Here is a 20,333-nt window from a genome sequence, read left to right on the forward strand (position 1 = left end):
TCAGTCGTTCACTCAGAACCCTTGCCGGGCTTTTGTTCTTCAACGAGCCAACAACCAGGTTCACCCCCCGAAACCGCAAGTGAACCGTCAATCAAGTACTACGTATTACTCGGCGGTGACCACGCTCGGCGAACCGAGATTGGCCAGACGCACACTGTTCTGCACTTGCTGGATTTCACCCGGCGAGCCGATCGGCCCCAGGCGCACCCGATGCAGTGTCTGTTGATTGCGCACGATCGAGCTGATGAACACCGGAGCGCTCACCATCCCGCTGAGCTTCGATCTCAGGAGTTCTGCAGCGTCCGGGTTGGCGAACGCGCCCACCTGCAGATACTGGCCAGAGGCTGGTACAGAAGCGTTTTTTTTTGCATCGATCTGCACGGGCACGACGGCCGCAGCGTGTTGCTGCGGCGGCGGTGTCCATTGTTCGACCGTGCCGGCCGAAGCGGTAATCGTCGGCGCGGTATTTTGCGCGACTTGCGGCTCGTTGAGCATCAAAGGCGCCGGACGGCCTTTGGCGGCCCACCATTGCTGTGGATCGATGCCTTCAACCTTGACCCGTGCAGTGCCGGTTTCGGCATAGCCGAGTTTTTTCGCGGCTGCGTAGGACAAGTCGATGATGCGGTCCGAGTAGAACGGGCCGCGGTCGTTGACCCGCAGGATCACGGTCTTGTTGTTGTCCAGGTTGGTCACCCGAACGTAACTTGGCAGTGGCAAGGTCTTGTGGGCGGCACTCATGCCATACAGGTCATACACTTCGCCGTTGGCGGTGTTCTGGCCGTGGAACTTGGTGCCATACCAGGACGCCGTGCCCGAGGCGACGTAGGTCCTGGATTCCTGCAGCGGGAAGTAAGTCTTGCCCAGCACGGTGTACGGGTTGGCCTTGTAAGGACCGGTGTGCAGGGTTGGCGTGGCATCCGGGATGCGCGAAACGTCGACGTCCCACCACGGTGCGCCATCTTTGTGGGCGCGGTTGATGTCCAGCCCCGGCGTCGAGCGCACGGCGGTGGAAGAAGACTTCTGTGTCGGCGAGCGGCTGGTCGAACAACTGGCGACCAGCACTGCCAACGCGGCGAATGCCATCAGCTTCAGGGGTTTATTCATAGGCAATGCCCGCATTACTTGACGCCCCGTGCTTGGACCAGCTGTTCAGACAGTTGATGTACCGCCATGGCGTACATCACGCTGCGGTTATAACGCGTGATTGCGTAAAAATTCGTCAGGCCCATCCAGTATTCAGAGCCATTGTCACCTTCCAGGCGGAATGCCGTGACCGGCATATCATCGCGCAGCGCATCATGACTTGACCACCCCAGCGCCCGCAACTCCCCGACGGTTTTAGTCGGCTCGATGCCGGCAGTCAAACCTTCGTCGACCTGCGCGCCACGCACATCGGCGCGGCTGACCACAGGTTCACCGGCCACCCAGCCGTGACGCTTGAAATAACTGGCGACGCTGCCGATGGCATCGTCGGGATTGGTCCAGATATTAATGTGGCCGTCACCGTCGAAATCCACCGCATAGGCGCGAAAACTGCTCGGCATGAACTGCGGCAGGCCCATCGCCCCGGCGTAGGAGCCCTTGAGGGTCAGCGGATCAACCTGTTCTTCCCGGGCCAGCAGCAGGAATTCACGCAATTCCTTGCGGAAGAATTCGGCACGGGGAGGATAGTCGAAACCCAGGGTCGACAAGGCGTCGATCACCCGGTAATTGCCGGTATTGCGGCCGAAAAAGGTCTCAACGCCGATGATCGAGACAATGACCTGGGCTGGCACACCGTATTCCTGCTCGGCGCGGGCCAGTACCGCCTCGTGCTGTCGCCAGAAATCCACGCCGCGGGCGATGCGCGCGTCGGTGATGAACATCGGACGATATTCGTTCCACTGCTTGACCCGCTCGGCGGGTTTCGAGATCGCGTCCAGAATCGTCTGCTTGCGCTCGGCTTCGCGGAACACGCCCATCAGCTGTTCACCGGCAAAGCCGTAGTCGCGGGTCATTTCACCGACGAATTCGGCCACCTGGGGTGTGCCTTCGTAATCGCCGGCCAACGCGTCCTGCGCGATGCCAAGGATGCTTACCAGGCTGACCCATGGCGCATTTCGAGTCGCCCAGCCACGCATTACTTGCATTGAAATCTTCACCTTATTCAAACTTGTGCGATCCACTTACGATGGGTATGGATCGACATCAAAACCCCAAACGCTGACAGCAGCGTTACCAGCGAAGTTCCTCCGTAGCTAATGAACGGCAACGGCACCCCCACAACCGGCAACAGGCCACTGACCATACCGATGTTGACGAAAACGTAAACAAAAAACGTCATGGTAAGGGCGCCCGCGAGCAATTTGCCGAACAATGTCTGGGCCTGGGCGGTAATCACCAGCCCGCGGCCGATCAACAGCAGGTAAATCAGCAGCAGCGCGCAGATGCCGACCAGGCCGAACTCCTCGCCCATGACCGCGATAATGAAGTCGGTGTGGCTTTCCGGCAGAAAGTCCAGGTGCGACTGGGTGCCCAGCAGCCAGCCTTTGCCGAAGACGCCGCCGGAGCCGATGGCCGCTTTCGACTGGATAATGTTCCAGCCGGTGCCTAGCGGATCGCTTTCCGGGTCGAGGAACGTCAGGATTCGCTGCTTCTGGTAGTCGTGCATGATGAAAAACCACATCCCCACGGCCACCGGCACGGCGGCGGCCAGCACGCTGATAATCCAGCGCCAGCGCAGGCCACCCATGAACAGCACGAACGCACCGCCCGCGAGAATCAGCAACGAAGTGCCGAGATCGGGCTGGCGCACGATCAGAATGAACGGCAAACCAATCAGAAACAGACTGACGCCCACATGCTTGAGCTGCGGCGGCAAGGTGCGTTTGGACAAATACCAGGCGATGGTCGCCGGCATCAGGATCTTCATGAACTCCGAAGGCTGGAAGCGGATCACCCCCGGAATGTTGATCCAGCGCGTGGCGCCCATGGCGTTGTGGCCCATGACGTCCACCACCACCAGCAACAGCACGCCGAGCACATAACCGACCGGCACCCAGCGGGCCATGAAGCGCGGTTCGAACTGCGCTATCACGATCATCGACACCAGGCCGATGCCGAACGAGGTAGCTTGCTTGGCCAGCAGATCCCAACTCTTGCCGCTGGCCGAATACAGCACGAACAGGCTGCCGGCGGCGAGGGTCAGCAGCAGGATCAGCAACGGGCCGTCGATGTGCATGCGTTGCAACAGCGTCGCACGGCGACGCATCACATCCTCACTGGAGAGGATGCGATCGAAATTACTCTTCACGGGCCGTAGCCTCCGCACTGATTGGGCTGGCGTATTCGGCTTTCAGTCGGCCGTCCTGGTCCAGGAGCCAGGCGTCCATGACTTGACGCACCACCGGCGCGGCGACACCGGAACCGGACTCGCCGTTCTCGACCATCACCGACACCACGATTTTCGGGTTGTCGGCCGGCGCGAAACCGACGAACAAGGCGTGGTCGCGATGACGCTCCTGAACCTTGGAGCGATCGTACTTCTCGCCCTGCTTGATCGCGACCACCTGGGCCGTACCACTTTTGCCGGCGATCCGGTATTGCGCGCCGATCGATGCCTTGCGCGCGGTACCGCGAGCACCGTGCATCACCTGCTGCATGCCATGGTTGACCTTGGTCCAGTCGGACGGATCGCGCAGGACGATGTCCGGCATCGGATTGTCATCCTTCGGCCGCTCGCCTTCGACGGTCTTGGCCAGGTGCGGACGGTTCCACACGCCTTTGTTAGCCACCAGCGCCGTGGCCTGGGCCAGTTGCAGCGGCGTGGATTGCATGTAGCCCTGGCCGATCCCGAGAATCAGCGTTTCGCCCGGGAACCAGGCCTGGCGACGGGTCGCGCGTTTCCACTCGCGGGACGGCATCAGCCCCGGCGACTCCTCGAACATGTCCAGGGAGACTTTCTGGCCGATACCGAACTTGCCCATGTAGGCCGACAGGCGATCAATCCCCAGCTTGTGCGCCAGGTCATAGAAGTAGGTGTCGTTGGACCGCATGATCGCCGTGTCCAGGTCGACGTAGCCGTCACCGGTACGGTTCCAGTTACGGTATTTGTGATCGTAGTTGGGCAGCTGGTAGTAACCGGGGTCGAAAACCCGGGTCGACGCCGTGACCACGCCCGAATCCAGACCGGCAATCGCTACCGCCGGCTTGATGGTCGAACCCGGCGGATACAGACCGCGCAACACGCGGTTAAACAGAGGCCGGTCGATGGAATCGCGCAGCTCGGAGTAAGCCTTGAAGCTGATGCCGGTGACGAACAGGTTCGGGTCGAAACTCGGCTGACTGACCATCGCCAGCACTTCGCCGGTCGCCGGGTCGAGCGCCACCACCGCACCACGGCGACCGCCGAGTGCCGCTTCCGCCGCTTCTTGCAATTTGATGTCCAGGCTCAGGACGATGTCCTTGCCGGGAATCGGATCGGTACGCTTGAGCACCCGCAATACGCGGCCTCGCGCGTTGGTTTCGACTTCTTCGTAACCCACCTGACCGTGCAACTCGGGCTCGTAGAAGCGCTCGATACCGGTCTTGCCAATGTGGTGGGTGCCGCTGTAATTGACCGGATCGAGGGACTTCAGCTCTTTCTCGTTGATCCGCCCCATGTAACCCACCGAGTGCGCAAAGTGCGCGCCCTGCGGGTAATGCCGCACCAGTTGCGCAACCACTTCAACACCTGGCAGACGGAACTGATTCACGGCGATGCGCGCGATCTGCTCTTCGGTCAGCTCGAACAGGATCGGCACCGGCTCGAACGGCCGTCGCCCCTGGCGCATGCGTTTCTCGAAGATCACCCGATCCTCGGGCGTCAGCTCCAGCACTTCGACGATCACATCGAGCACTTGCTGCCAGTCGCCGGAACGCTCGCGGGTCATGCTCAGGCTGAAGCTCGGCCGGTTGTCGGCCACCACCACGCCATTGCGGTCGAAGATCAGCCCACGGGTGGGCGGAATCGGCTGCACATGGACGCGGTTGTTTTCCGACAGGGTCGAGTGGTACTCGTACTGGATCACCTGCAGGAAATACAGGCGCGCGATCAGCACGCCGATCAGCGCCACCACCGCAATTGCCCCGAACACGACGCGGCCACGCACCAGACGGGCGTCTTTTTCGTGGTCCTTGATGCGGATCGGCTGGGACATGAGGCAGAACTACTTGTGGTAAGGGTGGCCGGACAGAACTGTCCAGGCACGATACAGCTGTTCGCCTATCAGAATCCGCACCAGCGGGTGCGGCAACGTCAATGGCGATAACGACCAGCGCTGATCGGCCCGCGCACAGACTTCCGGCGCCAGCCCTTCGGGGCCGCCGACCATGAAATTTACCGTGCGCGAGTCGAGCCGCCAGCGATCGAGTTCGACCGCCAACTGCTCGGTGCTCCAGGGCTTGCCATGGACTTCGAGGGTGACAACGCGCTCATTCGGCCCGACCTTGGCCAGCATGGCTTCGCCTTCCTGACGGATGAAGCGTGCCACGTCGGCGTTCTTGCCACGGGTGTTGAGCGGTATTTCCACCAGTTCCAGCGCCAGCTCGGACGGAAGACGCTTGGCATATTCATGCCAGCCTTCTTCCACCCATTTGGGCATGCGTGAACCGACGGCGATCAGTCGCAGTCGCACAGCGGTCCCTTATTGCTGGTCTTTGTTGAGCTTGGTGAAGTGCTCATGGGTGTTTTCCGGGCTGTGATGCGCAGCGCTGGCCGAACGGCTCTGCTCTGCACCGGCCCACAGGCGCTCCAGGTCATAGAACTGGCGAGCCGAGGCGGTCATCATGTGCACGATGACATCGTCCATATCCAGCAGGACCCAGTCGCTGTCGCCCTTGCCTTCTTCACCCAGTGGCTTGACGCCCTGGGCTTTGACGGCCTCGCGGACCTTGTCCAGCATCGCGCCGATCTGGCGGTTGGAAGTACCGGTAGCGATGATCATGAAGTCAGTGATGCTCTGCTTTTCACGAACGTCGATCACCTGAATGTCCTGGGCCTTGACGTCTTCCAGGGCGGCTACGGCAACCTTTACCAGTTCTTCGCCGACCAGCTCAGGGCCGGTTGGAGCTTCTACTGGCAGCGGGGCGCTCTTGAATGTGCCTTTGCGCTTAACTTTAGCTACGTCTTTGTCAGTCATATAAAACTCGTTTTGCTCATGTGTTCGGGTGGTTCAATACACGTTGATATCACGTGCCTTGAAGCACTCCCATTCAGTTCGGCGCACGGTAGAGTCCGTGCGCATCGATGTAGGCCAGGACCGCGTCGGGCACCAGGAAACGTACCGACTTACCGCTGGCCAGCAGTTGACGGATCTGGGTGGCGGATACCGCGAGCGGCGTCTGCCAGACGAATGCAATCTGTCCGCTCGGCCCTTTGAGGGCCAGCGGGTCGCTCACCGAGCGCGCTGCCAGCAGGTTGCGCAAGGCATCCGGCGGTTCGCTGTCGGCATCCGGGCGTTGCAGCACCAGGATGTGGCAATGCTGGAGCAACTCCTCCCAGCGGTGCCAAGTGGGCAGGCCGCAAAATGCGTCCCAGCCCAAAAGCAGAAAAACCTGGTCTTCAGCGGCCAGTTCGGCACGCATCAGTTCCAGGGTATCGATGGTGTAGGACGGTTTGTCCCGCTGCAATTCGCGGGCGTCCACCACCAACGGCGCCACACCGGCCACCGCGCACTTGACCATCGCCAGACGGTCCTTCGCCGACACCTGCGGCGTGCCACGATGAGGCGGCCGGGCACTGGGCGTCAGTCGCAACTCATCGAGCGCCAGCGATTCGGCGACTTCCAGCGCACCGCGCAAATGGCCGATGTGCACCGGGTCGAACGTCCCGCCCAGCATGCCGATACGTCGAGGCACAGGTTCGCTGGCGGTTACCGGGGCCGACGGATTAAGGTCGCCCAAGTCAGACCGACGCCTGGCCGCGCAACTGGCCATCACCGACCACGACGTACTTCTCGCAGGTCAGGCCTTCGAGACCCACCGGGCCGCGGGCGTGCAGCTTATCAGTAGAAATGCCAATCTCGGCACCCAATCCGTATTCAAAGCCATCGGCGAAGCAGGTCGGCGTATTGATCATCACCGACGACGAATCGACTTCAGCCACGAAACGCCGGGTGTCGCCCTGGTGTTCGCTGACAATCGAATCGGTGTGATGGGAGCCGTACTTGTTAATGTGCTCGATGGCCTGGTCCAGCCCGTCGACCACTCGGATCGAGAGGATCGGCGCCAGGTATTCGGTGTGCCAGTCTTCTTCAGTGGCCAGCGCGGCATCGATGATCGCCCGAGTGCGATCGCAACCACGCAGCTCAACGCCTTTTTCGCGGAACTGTGCAGCCATCGACGGCAGGAAATCCTTGGCAACGGCTTGATCCACCAGCAGCGTTTCCATCGCACCGCAGATGCCATAACGGTAAGTCTTGGCATTGAAGGCGATGCGTTGGGCTTTCGGTAGATCGGCATGCGCACTGACGTAAACGTGGCAGATGCCGTCCAGATGCTTGATGACCGGAACGCGCGCGTCACGGCTGACGCGCTCGATCAGGCCGCGGCCGCCACGGGGCACGATGACATCGACGTATTCAGGCATGGTAATCAGCGCGCCCACGGCGGCACGGTCAGTGGTTTCGACCACTTGAACCACAGCGGCCGGCAAATCGGCCTCGGCCAGACCGCGCTGGATGCAGGCGGCGATGGCACGGTTGGAATTGATCGCCTCGGAACCGCCCCGCAGGATGGTCGCATTGCCCGACTTCAGGCACAGGCTGGCAGCATCGATGGTCACGTTGGGCCGGGATTCGTAGATGATCCCGATCACGCCCAGCGGCACGCGCATCTTGCCGACCTGAATCCCCGACGGACGGAAACTCATGTCGCGAATGGCACCGACCGGGTCAGGCAAGGCTGCCACCTGTCGCAGACCGACGATCATGCCGTCGATGCGCTCCGGGGTCAGTGCCAGACGTTCCAGCAGCGCGGGTTCAAGACCATTGGCGCGACCGGCGGCCAGATCCAGCTCATTGGCGGCCGCCAGCTCGGCACGTGCAGCGTCCAGCGCATTCGCAGCCGCCTGCAGGGCGCGGTTTTTCTGCGCGGTGCTGGCACGGCCGATGATGCGCGACGCTTCGCGGGCGGCGCGACCCAGGCGGGTCATGTAGTCGAGAACGGACTCAGTCATGGTCTGTGATGGTCTTTGCTAAGGTCTTGGTAAAGAGTAAAGCGGCAGATTATAGCTGTCGCGTCCCCCGACTAACAGCGGTGACGGGCGGATGGTCGAAATGGAGGGCAATTTGCCGACGTTCAGCCGGGATTAAGCTGCAAATTGTTATCATCACGACTCAATCAGCCCTGATAAACACCGTTCATCATGACCAACCTGACTGTTCGTGCGTCCGCCGCGGGCCTGCCCAAGGGGCTCCCGGACGCGTTTTTCGACCGAGACGCCCAGACACTGGCCCGGGATTTACTCGGTAAAGTCATCCGTCACCGGGTCGGCGAACTGTGGCTCAGTGCCCGGATCATCGAGACCGAAGCGTATTACTTCGAAGAAAAAGGCAGCCATGCCTCGCTCGGCTACACAGAAAAGCGTAAGGCTTTGTTTCTGGATGGCGGCCACATCTATATGTATTACGCCCGGGGCGGCGACTCCCTGAATTTCAGCGCTCAAGGTCCGGGCAATGCCGTTTTGATCAAATCCGCGTATCCATGGGTCGATGAGTTGAGCGGGCCGGCGAGCCTGGCGCAGATGCTGCTGAACAATCCTGATGCCCAGGGCCGGCCTCGTCCTTCGCAAAAGCTTTGCGCCGGGCAAACGCTGCTGTGCAAGGCTCTGGGTTTGAAGGTGCCGGTCTGGGACGCGAAGCGCTTCGATCATGAAGTGCTGCTGGTGGAGGATGTTGGTCCGGCACCTGGCCACATCATTCAAACCACGCGCCTGGGCATTCCCCATGGGCGTGACGAACACTTGATGTATCGCTTCGTCGACGCGGCTTACGCGCCGTATTGCACGCGGAACCCGCTGCGACGGGGACAGGTCGAAGGTCGCGATTATTTTTTGCTGACTTGAACAATGAAAACCCTCCTGTAGGAGCGAGCTTGTGTGGCGAGGGGGCTTGCCCCCGTTGGGCTGCGAAACGGCCCCCAAATTGCCGATGCGCCAAAGATTTTGTGAGTGCTACGCACTCAAACGGGGGCAAGCCCCCTCGCCACAGGTCGCTCCCACAGGGGTTCTGTAGTGCTTGAAGATTGTGTTTGAACTAATGAACATCGAGGGGAGTTGTTTTTATGGGCCCATGGCTCGATAGCGTGACCGGATGGCTGGCGGCAAATCCGCAGTGGCTGGCCGCGGCAGTATTCATTGTGGCCTTCGTGGAGTGCCTGGCGATTGCCGGACTGATCGTGCCCGGCACGGTGTTGCTGTTTGCCGTCGCAGTGCTGGCAGGCAGCGGCGCGCTGTCGTTGAGCGAAACACTGTTGCTGGGATTCGTCGCCGGCGTGCTGGGCGATATCCTTTCCTACTTTGTGGGGCGACATTTCCACCAGAACATCCGGCGCCTGCCCGGCCTGCGCCACCACCCGGAATGGATCGCCGGCGCCGAGGCCTACTTCCAGCGCTATGGCATTGCCAGTCTTTTGGTCGGGCGTTTCATCGGGCCGTTGCGGCCAATGCTGCCGATGGTCGCCGGAATGTTCGACATGCCCTTCCCGCGCTTCGTCGCCGTCAGCCTCCTGGCCGCGGCCGGTTGGAGCGTCGCCTACCTGCTGCCCGGCTGGGCCACGGGCGCAGCGATCCGTTTGCCGCTGCCGGAAGGTTTCTGGCCTGAAGCCGGGATCGTCGCCGGCAGCATCGCGGTGATGCTTGGCTTGAGCGCGACCAGCAGCCTGCGCCGTCATCGCAAAGCGACAATATTGATCAGCGGCATGAGCTTACTGATCCTGGCGGGACTGTTTATCGGCTACCCGCACCTCACCGCCCTCGATCAGGGTGTGATGACCCTGGTGCAGGAGCATCGCAGCCCGACGCTCGATGAAGTCGCCGTCACCTTCACGCTGATCGGCGAATTCCGCAACATGCTGCTGTTCAGCGCCCTGCTGACCGCTTTGCTGCTGTTGACCCGGCAATGGCGACAGGCGGTTTTCGCAGGCAGCACCCTGCTCGTCACCGCACTCGGCAACACCTTCACCAAACAGTTTTTCGCCCGCGTACGACCGGAGGTTTTAAGTGATCCGCTGGTGAGCTACAGCATGCCCAGCGGTCACGCGTCGGGGTCCTTCGCGCTGTTTCTGACCCTCGCCGTTCTGGCCGGTCGCGGACAACCACCGCGGATGCGCCTGACCTGGTTGCTGGTGGGTTGCCTTCCGGCGCTGGCGATTGCGTTGTCACGCGTCTATCTGGGTGCGCATTGGCCAACGGATGTGCTGGCCGGCGCGATGCTGGCGGCGTGTGTCTGTGCGGCGAGCCTGGGCTTGAGTCAGCTCAAGACACCGCTCAGCGCCATGCCACCCAGGATCTGGTGGCTGGTGTTGCCGACGATGGTGGCGCTGTTCGGGTTCTTTGCGTTGCGGCATTTACCGCATGCGATGTTGCGGTATGCCTATTGAAGGTCAAAAGATCGCAGCCGGGTAAGGCATACATCTGTAGGAGCTGCCGCAGGCGGCGATCTTTCAGCATTCGTCAGGCGAACAACTCACCCTGCAACTCATCCAGCAGCGCCTGAATCGCATCCAGGCGCTGCTGCGGATCGTCGAGTTGCAGCAGGTCGATCTTGTCCACCTCGGCGAACGGCAACAGGTACGCCAACTGATTGGCCAGTGATTGCTGCCCGGTCGCTTCAGTGCCCATGTTCAACGCTTCGACCATCGGGTGCTCGGCCAGGGCCTTGAGCAGCGCAACGAGATCGGCGTCTTCATCCTGCAACGGCTGCTCGGGCTCGTCTTCCAGCCACTCGACCTCGGCAACGGTCAACTGATCGCGCTGGACCTCGGTGCGCAACACGTGAAAACGCCGCCCGCCCTGCACTCGAATGCCCAGCAGACCATTGTCCTGCTGCTTGAAGTCGGTAATCAGCGCTTCACAGCCGACCAGCGCATAGCCCGCCGGAGCGATGCCGACTTCTTCGCCATCAAGAATGCACACCACGCCGAAACCGCCGTCCTGTTTCATGCAGCGGCTGATCATGTCCAGGTAGCGCGCCTCGAAGATCTGCAAGTCGAGGATGCAGCCAGGAAACAGCACCGTGTTCAGCGGGAAAAGCGGCAAGCTCATAGACATTTCCTTACACCACCATCGACACCGCCAACGGCAGGAACACCGCCGTGGCCACGCCCATCAGACTCATTGCCAGCGCCGCGAAGGCGCCACATTCTTCACTTTCCTGCATGGCCACCGCGGTGCCGACCGCATGAGCGGTCATGCCCAACGCCATGCCGCGCGCCTCGGGACTGTGAACACCGAGCCGATTCAGCAGGCTCGGCCCAAAGATCGCTCCGATCACACCGGTGATCAACACAAACACCGCCGCCAGCGCCGCGACACCACCAATCTGCTCGGCCACCAACATGGCAATCGGCGACGTCACCGACTTCGGCGCCATGGTCATCAGGATCATGTGTTCGGCACCGAACGACCAGCCCAGCAACACGCCCATACCGGTGGCGACCACACCACCTATCACCAGCGTAGTAAATATCGGCCAGAACAACTGCCGGATCCGTCGCAGATTGAGGTAAAGCGGCACCGCCAGCGCGACCGTGGCCGGGCCGAGCAAAATACTGAGGATCTCGGTGCTTTTGCGATACTCGGCGTAGGTCAGGCCGCAGCCCACCAAAACGCCGATCACCAGCAACATGGAGACCAGCACCGGCTGCAGAAAGATCCAGCGGGTTTTCTCGAACGCCGCCAGCACCAGTTGATAAGCGCCAAGGGTGATGCCGATGCCGAACAACGGATGATGAATCACCGACGCCCAGGCGCCTTGCCAGTCAAAAATCATTGTGAGTCCTCGCGGTGCGCGTGGCGCTTGACCATGCGCTGCATCAGCACACCGGCGAAGGCCATGGACAACAGCAGCGACAACACCAGCGCGCCCACAATGGCCCAGAAGTCCGCAGCAATATCCTTTGCATAAACCATCACGCCCACGGCCGGCGGCACCAGCAGCAACGGCAGGTAACGCAGCAAGCTACTCGCGGCAAGGTTCAGCGGCTCGCCCACCTGGCCACGACAGATCAAGTACACCAGCAGAAGCAGCAGGCCAATAATCGGCCCCGGCAGCACCGGCAAAAACAAATGGTTGATGGCTGTGCCCAGCAATTGGAACAACACCAGCCAGGTCAGGCCACGTAACAACATCCGTCCTCTCCCCTGCAAATTCGCGCCCGGCATTATAAGCATGCCAACGCTATGGACCGGCATTCGCCAAAAGCATGGTCAGTTGACCGGAGCAATTTGCCATGTTGATCTAAAGTGGTAATCCGGGAGGTCAAATCCCCCCACCTCAAAACTATAAAACCGATGAACCCAAGGAGAGTCTCAATGCCCTATGTTCCCGTTGCAGAGCTCAAAGATTATGTCGGCAAGGAACTTGGACGTTCCGAATGGCTTACCATCGACCAGGAGCGCATCAACCTGTTCGCCGAAGCCACAGGGGACTATCAGTTCATCCACGTCGACCCGGTCAAAGCCGCGCAAACGCCATTTGGCAGCACCATTGCACACGGTTTCCTGTCGCTGTCGCTGATCCCCAAACTGATGGAGGACATCCTGATCCTGCCTGAAGGGGCCAAGATGGTGGTCAACTATGGCCTGGACAGCGTTCGTTTCATCCAGCCAGTGAAGGTCAATTCCAGGGTTCGCCTCAAGGTCGACATGAACGAAGTCACCGAAAAGAAACCCGGCCAATGGCTGCTCAAAGCTACCGCCACGCTCGAGATCGAAGGTTCGGACAAACCGGCCTATATCGCCGAGCCGCTGTCGCTCTGCTTCGTGTAAACCCACCCGGATGCGAAGCAGCTCACGCTGTTTCGCGACCTCTGTCTTTCCCTCTCTATATAAGGTCATAGAGCTGCGGCATACTCGGTCGCCTAATTGACCGGATCCCGCTATGCGCCCACTTGCACTTCTAGCACTGACCCTGTTGCTCACCGCATGCGGTGACGGCGAATCGCTGTTGCCTCCCGACGCCCGCCTGCCGGACGGCGGACGCTATCGCGGTGACCTGGTCAACGGATTGCTGCAAGGCCAGGGCCGCGTCGATTACCCGAATGGCAGCTGGTACGCCGGCAGTTTCGACAAGGGCCAATGGCATGGCCCGGGCGAATGGCACGGCAGCAACGGCGAAGTGTATCGCGGCAATTTCAACCTGGGGCTGTTCGACGGCCAGGGCACACTGACCACCAGCGGCAGCAGCTACACCGGTGGCTTCAAGGCAGGTCGACGCGAAGGCGAAGGCACCCTCAAAGAAAACGGCATGACTTACCGCGGCGAATTCAAGGCCGATCAATATTCGGGGCTCGGACGTCTGGAACTCGAAGACGGCAGCTCGTATCAAGGTCAGTTCGCCCACGGCAAGCCCAATGGCGAAGGCCAGCGCGGCGATGCCAGCGGCAATCAGTTCACCGGACATTTCAAGGACGGTCAGCTGGAAGGCAACGGGACCTTCAACAGTGCTGAAGGCGACATCTATGTCGGCGGCTTCAAGAACAACCAACTGCACGGCAAGGGCCGCTACGAGAATGCCGACGGCGATGTCTGGCTGGGCCAATTCAAGGAAGGTTCGCTGAACGGCAAGGGCGAGTTGATCGGCGCCGACGGCAGCCACTACATCGGTCAGTTCAGCGACTGGCGCTTCACCGGTCAGGGCCGGCTGAACCTGCCCGACGGCAGCTTCTACATCGGCCAGTTCGACGGCGACAGCTATCAAGGTCGTGGCACGCTGGTGTTGACCGATGGCACCGTGCAGAGCGGCACCTGGGTCAATGGCCAGCGAGTGCGCGATGCCGACGGCAAACTGCTGCCCGACAGCCTCGAACTCGGCCTGCTGGCTCAAGGGCGCTTGCTCGAAGATGCACTGGCCAATGTGCCGGCCTCGACCCCGGCGATAGAGTTGTACACCCTGACCCTCGGCGGTGACGGCAAGCAGAGCGTGTTCCTGCGCGAATCCGATTACGTCAGCAACATGCTCACCAGCCGCTTCGGTGCGTTCGGCCAGATTCGTCTGGTGAACCATCGCGACCATCTCGTCGATCGGCCGATGGCCACCCGGGAAAACCTGCGCCGCGCTGCGCTGACGCTGGCCGAACGCAGCGGCCCGGAAGACTTGATCTTCATCTACCTGACCAGCCACGGCACCAGCGAACACGAATTCGTGCTCGACCAGCCGCGCATGGAACTGGCCGACTTGCCGGCCGATGAACTCGCTGCCGTGCTCGCACCGCTGAAAAACCGCGACAAGATCATCGTGATTTCGTCTTGCTACTCCGGTGGTTTCATCCCCGCCCTCAAGGACGAGCGCACGCTGATCATGACGGCCGCACGCGCCGACCGCGTGTCCTTCGGTTGCACGGAAGAAGCCAACTTCACGTACTTCGGCGATGCCCTGTTCGCCCAGGCCCTGAATCAGACCGACGACCTGGAACAAGCCTTCAAGCTGGCCAAGGCCACCGTGGCCGAGCGGGAACTGGCCGACAGCTTCGAAGCCTCTGAACCGCAGATCTGGGCGCCTAAAACCGTTCTCTCCCACTGGCAGCTGTTACGCAAACAGCAGGCACGAAAAGCGCTACAAAGTGTCTCTATCAGCAACAAGGATGCAAAGAGCAACTAAGCTGATCAGTATCAAGGGGGAAACACTATGTACTTGACGCCTCAGCATGTACTGCTTGCCGGAGCTACCGGTCTGACGGGTGAACATTTGCTTGATCGCCTGCTCAACGAGCCCACGATCACGCGTGTATTAGCCCCCTCACGTCGGCCGCTGGCCAAGCACCCCCATCTGGAAAACCCGGTCGGCGAACCGGCGGAGTTCCTGCCGCAACTGAACGGTCGCGTCGACATCGCTTACTGCTGTCTCGGCACCACGATCAAACAGGCAGGCTCGGAAGAGGCGTTTCGCGCGGTCGATCTCGACATGGTGGTGGCTTTCGCCAAACGCGCGCGGGAAATGGGCGCGCGGCACTTGATCGTGATCAGCGCCCTGGGGGCCGATCGGAGGTCCTCGATTTTCTACAACCGGGTCAAAGGCGAGATGGAGTACGCATTGCGCGCGCAAAACTGGCCGCAGCTGACCATTTGCCGACCTTCGGTGTTGCTGGGCGATCGTATCGAGCCACGGCCGGCCGAGCTGTTCGCCGGTCCGTTGTCCCGCCTGATCCCGGGCAAGTACCACGGCATCGAAGCCTGCCAACTGGCTCGCGCGATGTGGCGGCTGGCGCTGGAGGAGCAGGATGGGGTGCGGATTGTTGAGTCGGATGAGTTGCGCAAGTTAGGCAAATAGATCTCTAGCGCCAGAGAGGATGCCTTCGCGAGCAAGCCCGCTCCCACATTAGACCGAGTTCGCCTGGACAACTCGGTCTAATGTGGGAGCGGGCTTGCTCGCGAATGGCGCAACACCGATCTACAGCCGAACACTACAACCCGCCGGTCGCCTGAAAACTCACGCCGATCACCGTCAACACCGACAACGGCAACAACAGCGTATCCAGCAAGGCGCTGGCCGGCAGATCAACGCCAGGATAGCTCGGTGCCTCTGCACCAAAACGATCCATGGCGCAGCAACCGCCGTTCATGGCATATAAATCCAGCCGCGTTCCCGCATACACCACCGGCGCACCCGGCTTTGCAGCATCCAGCGTGCGCACCGTGGCGCACCCCGTCAGTTGCAGCGCCAGCACGATCATCAGCAGCTTATTCATCGCTGGTCAGATGGTGTTCGCCCCACCGCGGCAGCATGTCTTGCGGGATGTTCAGCAGGTTGAGAATCCGCGCCACGACGAAGTCGATCAGGTCATCGATGGTTTGCGGCTGATGATAGAAGCCTGGCGACGCCGGCAGGATCGTCACGCCCATATTCGACAACTTGAGCATGTGCTCCAGATGAATGCTCGAATACGGAGCTTCGCGCGGCACCAGGATCAGCTGGCGACGTTCCTTCAGCGTGACGTCAGCGGCCCGTTCGATCAGGTTGTTACAGGCACCGGTCGCAATGGCCGACAGCGTGCCAGTCGAACACGGCACCACCACCATCGCCGACGGCGCGCCGGAGCCCGAAGCCACCGGCGACATCCAGTCTTCCTTGCCGTACACCCGAATCTGCCCGGCGGCAGCGCCGGTGTATTCCGTGAGGAAGGCCTGCATCATCTGGGTTTTCGGCGGTAACGTAACGTCAGTTTCAGTGGCCATCACCAGCTGCGCAGCCTTGGAGATCAGGAAGTGCACCTCGCGATCTTCGCGGATCAGGCAGTCCAGCAGGCGCAAACCGTACTGGGCGCCCGAAGCGCCGGTCATCGCCAACGTGATGCGTTCCGGGCCGTTGTTCATTTAAGCGCCTCGGCGAGTTTGCCGTGCAGGCCGCCGAAGCCGCCGTTGCTCATGATCACCACGTGAGTGCCGGGCTGAGCCTGGCTTTTCACACGCTCGATAATGCCTTCCAGGGAATCGCTGACAATCGACGGCACCGTGCACAGCGCCGCGGTAGCGCCCAGGTCCCAGCCGAGGTTGGCCGGTGCATACCAGATCACCTGATCGGCATCGACCACGCTTTCCGGCAAACCATCACGGTGAGCGCCGAGTTTCATGGAGTTGGAGCGCGGCTCGATGATGGCGATCAACGGCGCGTCGCCAATGCGTTTACGCAGACCGTCGAGGGTCGTGGCGATGGCCGTCGGGTGGTGAGCGAAGTCGTCGTAGATGGTAATGCCACGGACTTCTGCGACTTTCTCCATCCGGCGCTTCACGCTTTTGAACGCGCTCAATGCCGCAATGCCCATGGACGGCACAACACCGACATGCCGCGCCGCCGCCAAGGTGGCCAAGGCGTTGGCGACGTTGTGCTGACCGGTCATGTCCCACTCGACCACGCCTTGAGCGACACCTTCAAACATCACTTCGAATTTCGAACCGTCTTCACTCAGCAACTTGACCTGCCACTGACCGCCCGCGCCGGTGGTTTGCACCGGAGTCCAGCGGCCCATCTCGATCACACGCTGCAAAGCCGGCTCGGTGGTCGGGTGGATCACCAGACCTTCGCTCGGGATCGTGCGCACCAAATGGTGGAACTGTCGCTCGATTGCGGGCAGATCGGGGAAGATGTCGGCGTGATCGAACTCCAGGTTGTTCAGGATCGCCGTGCGCGGGCGGTAGTGAACGAACTTGGAGCGTTTATCGAAGAACGCACTGTCGTATTCGTCAGCTTCGATCACGAAGAACGGCGTGCCGCCCAGACGCGCCGACACCGAGAAATTCTGCGGAACGCCGCCGATCAGGAAACCAGGGCTCATGCCCGCGTGTTCCAGCACCCAGGCGAGCATGCTGCTGGTGGTGGTTTTGCCGTGCGTGCCGGCGACGGCGAGTACCCAGCGACCTTGCAGCACGTGATCGGCCAGCCACTGCGGGCCGGAAACGTACGGCAAGCCTTTGTTCAGCACGTATTCCACAGCCGGGTTACCGCGGGACATGGCGTTGCCGATGACCACCAGGTCCGGGGCCGGATCGAGTTGCGCCGGGTCGTAACCCTGGGTCAACTGAATGCCCTGAGCCTCAAGCTGAGTGCTCATCGGCGGATAGACGTTGGCATCGGAGCCGGTCACGTGATGGCCCAGCTCTTTGGCCAGAACCGCCATCGAACCCATGAAAGTGCCGCAGATACCAAGAATATGAATGTGCATAGTCGACCTCGTAAAACATGGCCGCAGGTTAGCGTAGGGAGGCGAAAATCGCACCTTGTGTTTCGGATCTGAAGACGCCTTCGCGAGCAAGCCCGTTCCCACATTGGCTCTCCTGTGTACACAACATTGGTGAGCAACAGAGATTAAATGTGGGAGCGGGCTTGCTCGCCAATGGCGGCAACGCGCTTTACCGGGCGATCCCGTGTTTACGCAGTTTCCTGTAGAGGGTATTGCGGCTAACGCCAAGTTGCTCCGCGGTATGGGTCATATGCCAACGGGTTTGCTCCAGTGCATTCAACAATGCCAGCCGCTCGGCATCATCCAGGGGATGTTCGCAAGGCTGTTCAACAGCAACAACCGGCGCCGGTCGCGCCTGACGAATCATCGCCGGCAAATCCTCCAGCCCGATCCGCCCGCCATCACACAACGCCGCCAACGTGCGCAGCACATTGCGCAACTGCCGCACATTTCCGGGCCAGGTAAAACCCAGCAACGCCTGGCGTGCCGGCTCATCAATCAGAACCGTCTCCCCGCCCGCCTCTTCCGCCAGCAGAAAATCGAGCAACTGCGATTTGTCACTGCGCTCGCGCAACGCCGGCAGTGCGATCTCCAGGCCGTTGAGCCGGTAGTACAAATCCTCGCGGAAGCTGCCATCCTGCACCCGCTCCAGCAAATTACGGTGAGTGGCGCTGATGATCCGCACGTTGACCGACTCCGGTTCCCCGCCAATCGGCACCACTTGCCGGTCTTCGAGCACTCTTAACAGCCGGGTCTGCAATGCCAGCGGCATGTCGCCGATTTCATCCAGAAACAACGTCCCGCCATCGGCCTGCTGCAACTTGCCGCGCATGCCTTCCTTGCGCGCACCGGTAAAGCTGCCGCCGCGATAACCGAACAGTTCGCTCTCGATCAGGCTTTCGGGGATAGCCGCGCAATTGAGCGCGACGAAGGCCTTTTCCGCCCGTTGACTGGCCTGATGCACCGCTTTGGCAAAGGCTTCTTTGCCCGACCCGGTTTCGCCGTTGATCAACAGCGGCACGTCCCGCTCGAAGACGCGAAGGGACTTGCGAAAATCTTCCTGCAACCCAGCATCGCCCAGACAAATGCCCGACAACCGCGACGGCCCGGCAATCACCGCAGCGGGTGCCACGGGCACTGGAATGCTGCGCGGCTGACCGCGCAATACGGCGAACAGACTTCGCCCGTCACGGGTGCGCAGCGGCCAACTGGCACTGGCATTCACACTCGCGCGGCCCAGCAACTCGTCCAGCGAGCAGTCGAAAAACGCTTCGACCGGTTTACCCAGCAGTCCGCCGCGAACATGCCCCAGCAGGTTGAGCGCACTCTGGTTGACGGCACAGATCCGCCCTTCCCCGTCGAACGCCAGCAACCCTTCGCTGAATAACCCGACGGATTCGGCCTGCAGGTGAAAACGCAGCAACCATTGATTGTCGAAGTAACGCAGGAAATAGCAGCTTTCGATCATCTTCGCCGACAGATTGACCAGCGCCATGGTGTGGAACTGGCTTTGTCGCGAGACTTCGTGACGCGCCGAGGACACGTCGAGCACCGCCAACAGTTCGCCATGCGGGTCGAACACCGGGCTCGCCGAGCAGGTCAGGCCGGTGTGGCGGCCGCGAAAGTGTTCGTCCTGATGGATGGTCAGCGACTGGCGCTCAACCAGGCAGGTGCCAATGCCGTTGGTGCCTTCGCAGGCCTCACTCCAGTCGGCACCGAGCCAGAGGCCGGCGCGCTCGAAAATCTTGCGCTCGGCGGGCGCGGTCACGCAGTTGAGGATCACCCCGCGCGCATCGGTCAGCAGCACGGCATGACCGGCGCCGGAAAGCTGTTGATGCAGGCTGCTCATTTCGTTGCCGGCGATGTGCAGCACTTGCTGCAGGCGTTCGCGACTTTCAAGGACGCGGCCATGCTCCAGCACCGTTGGCGCCATGGTCAGGGCCGGGTCGAGGTGGTAGTCCTCAAGACAACGCAGCCAGGACCGGGCAATGGACGGATCGCTGCCGGGACCGTGCAGGTGGGATTTACCCTGGGTCACGGTCAGCACTTGCTGGGCATGGCGACTCAAATGGTTGTCGTGCATTTCTTATTGTTCTCCCCGAGCGGTTTACACCGCCCCTACAGGAGCTGTCGAGTGAAACGAGGCGGCGATCTTTTATCTTGTCCCTTAAAGCAAAATCAAAAGATCGCCGCCTCGTTTCACTCGACAGCTCCTACAAGGGTTGTGCCGAGCATCCTCCAGCCTGGCCTTCATTGCAATGCTGGCAAGACCGCCCGGTCACAGGTTGTGCCACAAGCGGTACAAAGTGTCCCAGGCACCGTACCGAAAGCGCCACAGACGCCGCCCGCCTGTCCGACAAAAAACGCGCAAGACCTTGATTTGCCTGACCTGCAGGGCAGTGGCCCGACCTTTGCTCTAC

The 20,333-nt window shown here is 61.1% G+C and carries 20 protein-coding genes; 5 read left to right on the forward strand and 15 right to left on the reverse strand.

Annotated elements, in window-relative coordinates; translation table 11 throughout:
• Positions 1 to 105: 105 nt before the first annotated feature.
• From FBY04_RS28440 to FBY04_RS28475, 8 genes are all read right to left on the reverse strand, one after another.
• Positions 106 to 1,119: a septal ring lytic transglycosylase RlpA family protein gene (locus tag FBY04_RS28440; RefSeq protein WP_084319709.1), complete on the reverse strand. Its 1,014-nt coding sequence runs from the start codon at positions 1,117 to 1,119 to the stop codon at positions 106 to 108.
• Positions 1,119 to 2,129 carry a lytic murein transglycosylase B gene (mltB, locus tag FBY04_RS28445; protein ID WP_084319708.1) on the reverse strand — a complete coding sequence of 337 codons (1,011 nt, stop codon included), beginning with the start codon at positions 2,127 to 2,129 and terminating at the stop codon, positions 1,119 to 1,121. The genes FBY04_RS28440 and mltB overlap by 1 nt, the downstream gene beginning before the upstream one ends.
• 17 nt (positions 2,130 to 2,146) lie before the next feature.
• Positions 2,147 to 3,250 carry a rod shape-determining protein RodA gene (gene rodA / locus FBY04_RS28450; protein WP_167362969.1) on the reverse strand — a complete coding sequence of 368 codons (1,104 nt, stop codon included), beginning with the start codon at positions 3,248 to 3,250 and terminating at the stop codon, positions 2,147 to 2,149.
• Positions 3,251 to 3,281: 31 nt separating this feature from the next.
• Positions 3,282 to 5,177, reverse strand: coding sequence for a penicillin-binding protein 2 (gene mrdA / locus FBY04_RS28455; RefSeq protein WP_084319706.1), 1,896 nt, complete (start codon positions 5,175 to 5,177; stop codon positions 3,282 to 3,284).
• 9 nt (positions 5,178 to 5,186) lie between these two features.
• Positions 5,187 to 5,654, reverse strand: a complete 468-nt coding sequence (gene rlmH, locus FBY04_RS28460) for a 23S rRNA (pseudouridine(1915)-N(3))-methyltransferase RlmH (RefSeq protein WP_007937439.1) — start codon at positions 5,652 to 5,654, stop codon at positions 5,187 to 5,189.
• Between the two features lie 9 nt (positions 5,655 to 5,663).
• Complete coding sequence (gene rsfS / locus FBY04_RS28465) at positions 5,664 to 6,158, reverse strand: ribosome silencing factor (RefSeq protein ID WP_084319705.1); 495 nt, start codon at positions 6,156 to 6,158, stop codon at positions 5,664 to 5,666.
• 73 nt (positions 6,159 to 6,231) lie between these two features.
• A complete protein-coding gene (nadD, locus tag FBY04_RS28470; protein ID WP_178118338.1) occupies positions 6,232 to 6,876 on the reverse strand; it encodes a nicotinate-nucleotide adenylyltransferase in 645 nt (214 codons plus the stop codon).
• A gap of 46 nt (positions 6,877 to 6,922) precedes the next feature.
• Positions 6,923 to 8,194 carry a glutamate-5-semialdehyde dehydrogenase gene (locus tag FBY04_RS28475; RefSeq protein ID WP_145318703.1) on the reverse strand — a complete coding sequence of 424 codons (1,272 nt, stop codon included), beginning with the start codon at positions 8,192 to 8,194 and terminating at the stop codon, positions 6,923 to 6,925.
• A 189-nt stretch (positions 8,195 to 8,383) separates the two neighbouring features.
• Between FBY04_RS28475 and FBY04_RS28480 the strand changes: the two genes are divergently transcribed.
• Both FBY04_RS28480 and FBY04_RS28485 read left to right on the forward strand, forming a co-directional pair.
• Positions 8,384 to 9,082 (forward strand): DNA-3-methyladenine glycosylase, encoded by a 699-nt coding sequence (locus tag FBY04_RS28480; protein ID WP_084319702.1) that lies wholly within the window; start codon positions 8,384 to 8,386, stop codon positions 9,080 to 9,082.
• Positions 9,083 to 9,300: 218 nt separating this feature from the next.
• The gene (locus FBY04_RS28485) at positions 9,301 to 10,617 is read left to right on the forward strand and encodes a bifunctional DedA family/phosphatase PAP2 family protein (protein WP_084319701.1); all 1,317 of its coding nucleotides are present in this window, start codon (positions 9,301 to 9,303) and stop codon (positions 10,615 to 10,617) included.
• 73 nt (positions 10,618 to 10,690) lie between these two features.
• Here FBY04_RS28485 and FBY04_RS28490 read toward each other — a convergent pair whose 3' ends face one another.
• From FBY04_RS28490 to FBY04_RS28500, 3 genes are read right to left on the reverse strand one after another with little or no spacing between them, the layout of a single operon-like run.
• On the reverse strand, positions 10,691 to 11,281 hold the full coding sequence (locus FBY04_RS28490) for an LON peptidase substrate-binding domain-containing protein (protein WP_145318706.1): 591 nt from the start codon (positions 11,279 to 11,281) through the stop codon (positions 10,691 to 10,693).
• Between the two features lie 10 nt (positions 11,282 to 11,291).
• Positions 11,292 to 12,008, reverse strand: a complete 717-nt coding sequence (locus tag FBY04_RS28495; RefSeq protein ID WP_084319699.1) for an LrgB family protein — start codon at positions 12,006 to 12,008, stop codon at positions 11,292 to 11,294.
• Complete coding sequence (locus tag FBY04_RS28500) at positions 12,005 to 12,367, reverse strand: CidA/LrgA family protein (RefSeq protein WP_145318709.1); 363 nt, start codon at positions 12,365 to 12,367, stop codon at positions 12,005 to 12,007. The genes FBY04_RS28495 and FBY04_RS28500 overlap by 4 nt, the downstream gene beginning before the upstream one ends.
• A gap of 183 nt (positions 12,368 to 12,550) precedes the next feature.
• Here FBY04_RS28500 and FBY04_RS28505 point away from each other — a divergent pair, with 183 nt between their 5' ends.
• The 3 genes from FBY04_RS28505 to FBY04_RS28515 all read left to right on the forward strand — a co-directional run bounded on the left by FBY04_RS28505 (position 12,551) and on the right by FBY04_RS28515 (position 15,506).
• Positions 12,551 to 13,006, forward strand: coding sequence for a MaoC family dehydratase (locus FBY04_RS28505; RefSeq protein ID WP_084319697.1), 456 nt, complete (start codon positions 12,551 to 12,553; stop codon positions 13,004 to 13,006).
• A 112-nt stretch (positions 13,007 to 13,118) separates the two neighbouring features.
• Entirely contained in the window at positions 13,119 to 14,837 is a 1,719-nt protein-coding gene (locus FBY04_RS28510) for a C13 family peptidase (protein WP_145318712.1), read from the forward strand.
• Positions 14,838 to 14,864: 27 nt separating this feature from the next.
• The gene (locus tag FBY04_RS28515; RefSeq protein ID WP_084319695.1) at positions 14,865 to 15,506 is read left to right on the forward strand and encodes an oxidoreductase; all 642 of its coding nucleotides are present in this window, start codon (positions 14,865 to 14,867) and stop codon (positions 15,504 to 15,506) included.
• 133 nt (positions 15,507 to 15,639) lie between these two features.
• On the opposite strand, the gene FBY04_RS28520 is transcribed toward FBY04_RS28515, so the two are convergent.
• From FBY04_RS28520 to FBY04_RS28535, 4 genes are all read right to left on the reverse strand, one after another.
• Complete coding sequence (locus tag FBY04_RS28520) at positions 15,640 to 15,924, reverse strand: YceK/YidQ family lipoprotein (RefSeq protein WP_084319694.1); 285 nt, start codon at positions 15,922 to 15,924, stop codon at positions 15,640 to 15,642.
• A complete protein-coding gene (ubiX, locus tag FBY04_RS28525) occupies positions 15,917 to 16,549 on the reverse strand; it encodes a flavin prenyltransferase UbiX (protein WP_008035761.1) in 633 nt (210 codons plus the stop codon). Before ubiX ends, FBY04_RS28520 begins: the two co-directional genes overlap by 8 nt.
• On the reverse strand, positions 16,546 to 17,895 hold the full coding sequence (mpl, locus tag FBY04_RS28530) for a UDP-N-acetylmuramate:L-alanyl-gamma-D-glutamyl-meso-diaminopimelate ligase (RefSeq protein ID WP_145318715.1): 1,350 nt from the start codon (positions 17,893 to 17,895) through the stop codon (positions 16,546 to 16,548). Before mpl ends, ubiX begins: the two co-directional genes overlap by 4 nt.
• A gap of 187 nt (positions 17,896 to 18,082) precedes the next feature.
• Positions 18,083 to 19,996: a sigma-54-dependent Fis family transcriptional regulator gene (locus FBY04_RS28535; RefSeq protein ID WP_084319692.1), complete on the reverse strand. Its 1,914-nt coding sequence runs from the start codon at positions 19,994 to 19,996 to the stop codon at positions 18,083 to 18,085.
• Positions 19,997 to 20,333: the final 337 nt, after the last annotated feature.

This window comes from Pseudomonas sp. SJZ080, assembly GCF_007828295.1.
GTDB lineage: Bacteria > Pseudomonadota > Gammaproteobacteria > Pseudomonadales > Pseudomonadaceae > Aquipseudomonas > Aquipseudomonas migulae_A.

Bases quoted from the DNA above. Each gene is read 5' to 3' on its own strand.
- FBY04_RS28515 (WP_084319695.1), top strand. From the start codon at position 14,865: ATGTACTTGACGCCTCAGCATGTACTGCTTGCCGGAGCTACCGGTCTG.
- rodA (WP_167362969.1), bottom strand. From the start codon at position 3,250: ATGCGTCGCCGTGCGACGCTGTTGCAACGCATGCACATCGACGGCCCG.
- ubiX (WP_008035761.1), bottom strand. From the start codon at position 16,549: ATGAACAACGGCCCGGAACGCATCACGTTGGCGATGACCGGCGCTTCG.
- FBY04_RS28440 (WP_084319709.1), bottom strand. From the start codon at position 1,119: ATGCGGGCATTGCCTATGAATAAACCCCTGAAGCTGATGGCATTCGCC.
- mltB (WP_084319708.1), bottom strand. From the start codon at position 2,129: ATGCAAGTAATGCGTGGCTGGGCGACTCGAAATGCGCCATGGGTCAGC.
- FBY04_RS28510 (WP_145318712.1), top strand. From the start codon at position 13,119: ATGCGCCCACTTGCACTTCTAGCACTGACCCTGTTGCTCACCGCATGC.
- FBY04_RS28535 (WP_084319692.1), bottom strand. From the start codon at position 19,996: ATGCACGACAACCATTTGAGTCGCCATGCCCAGCAAGTGCTGACCGTG.
- mrdA (WP_084319706.1), bottom strand. From the start codon at position 5,177: ATGTCCCAGCCGATCCGCATCAAGGACCACGAAAAAGACGCCCGTCTG.
- mpl (WP_145318715.1), bottom strand. From the start codon at position 17,895: ATGCACATTCATATTCTTGGTATCTGCGGCACTTTCATGGGTTCGATG.
- FBY04_RS28505 (WP_084319697.1), top strand. From the start codon at position 12,551: ATGCCCTATGTTCCCGTTGCAGAGCTCAAAGATTATGTCGGCAAGGAA.
- FBY04_RS28485 (WP_084319701.1), top strand. From the start codon at position 9,301: ATGGGCCCATGGCTCGATAGCGTGACCGGATGGCTGGCGGCAAATCCG.
- FBY04_RS28475 (WP_145318703.1), bottom strand. From the start codon at position 8,194: ATGACTGAGTCCGTTCTCGACTACATGACCCGCCTGGGTCGCGCCGCC.
- FBY04_RS28520 (WP_084319694.1), bottom strand. From the start codon at position 15,924: ATGAATAAGCTGCTGATGATCGTGCTGGCGCTGCAACTGACGGGGTGC.
- rsfS (WP_084319705.1), bottom strand. From the start codon at position 6,158: ATGACTGACAAAGACGTAGCTAAAGTTAAGCGCAAAGGCACATTCAAG.
- FBY04_RS28500 (WP_145318709.1), bottom strand. From the start codon at position 12,367: ATGTTGTTACGTGGCCTGACCTGGCTGGTGTTGTTCCAATTGCTGGGC.
- FBY04_RS28490 (WP_145318706.1), bottom strand. From the start codon at position 11,281: ATGAGCTTGCCGCTTTTCCCGCTGAACACGGTGCTGTTTCCTGGCTGC.
- FBY04_RS28495 (WP_084319699.1), bottom strand. From the start codon at position 12,008: ATGATTTTTGACTGGCAAGGCGCCTGGGCGTCGGTGATTCATCATCCG.
- FBY04_RS28480 (WP_084319702.1), top strand. From the start codon at position 8,384: ATGACCAACCTGACTGTTCGTGCGTCCGCCGCGGGCCTGCCCAAGGGG.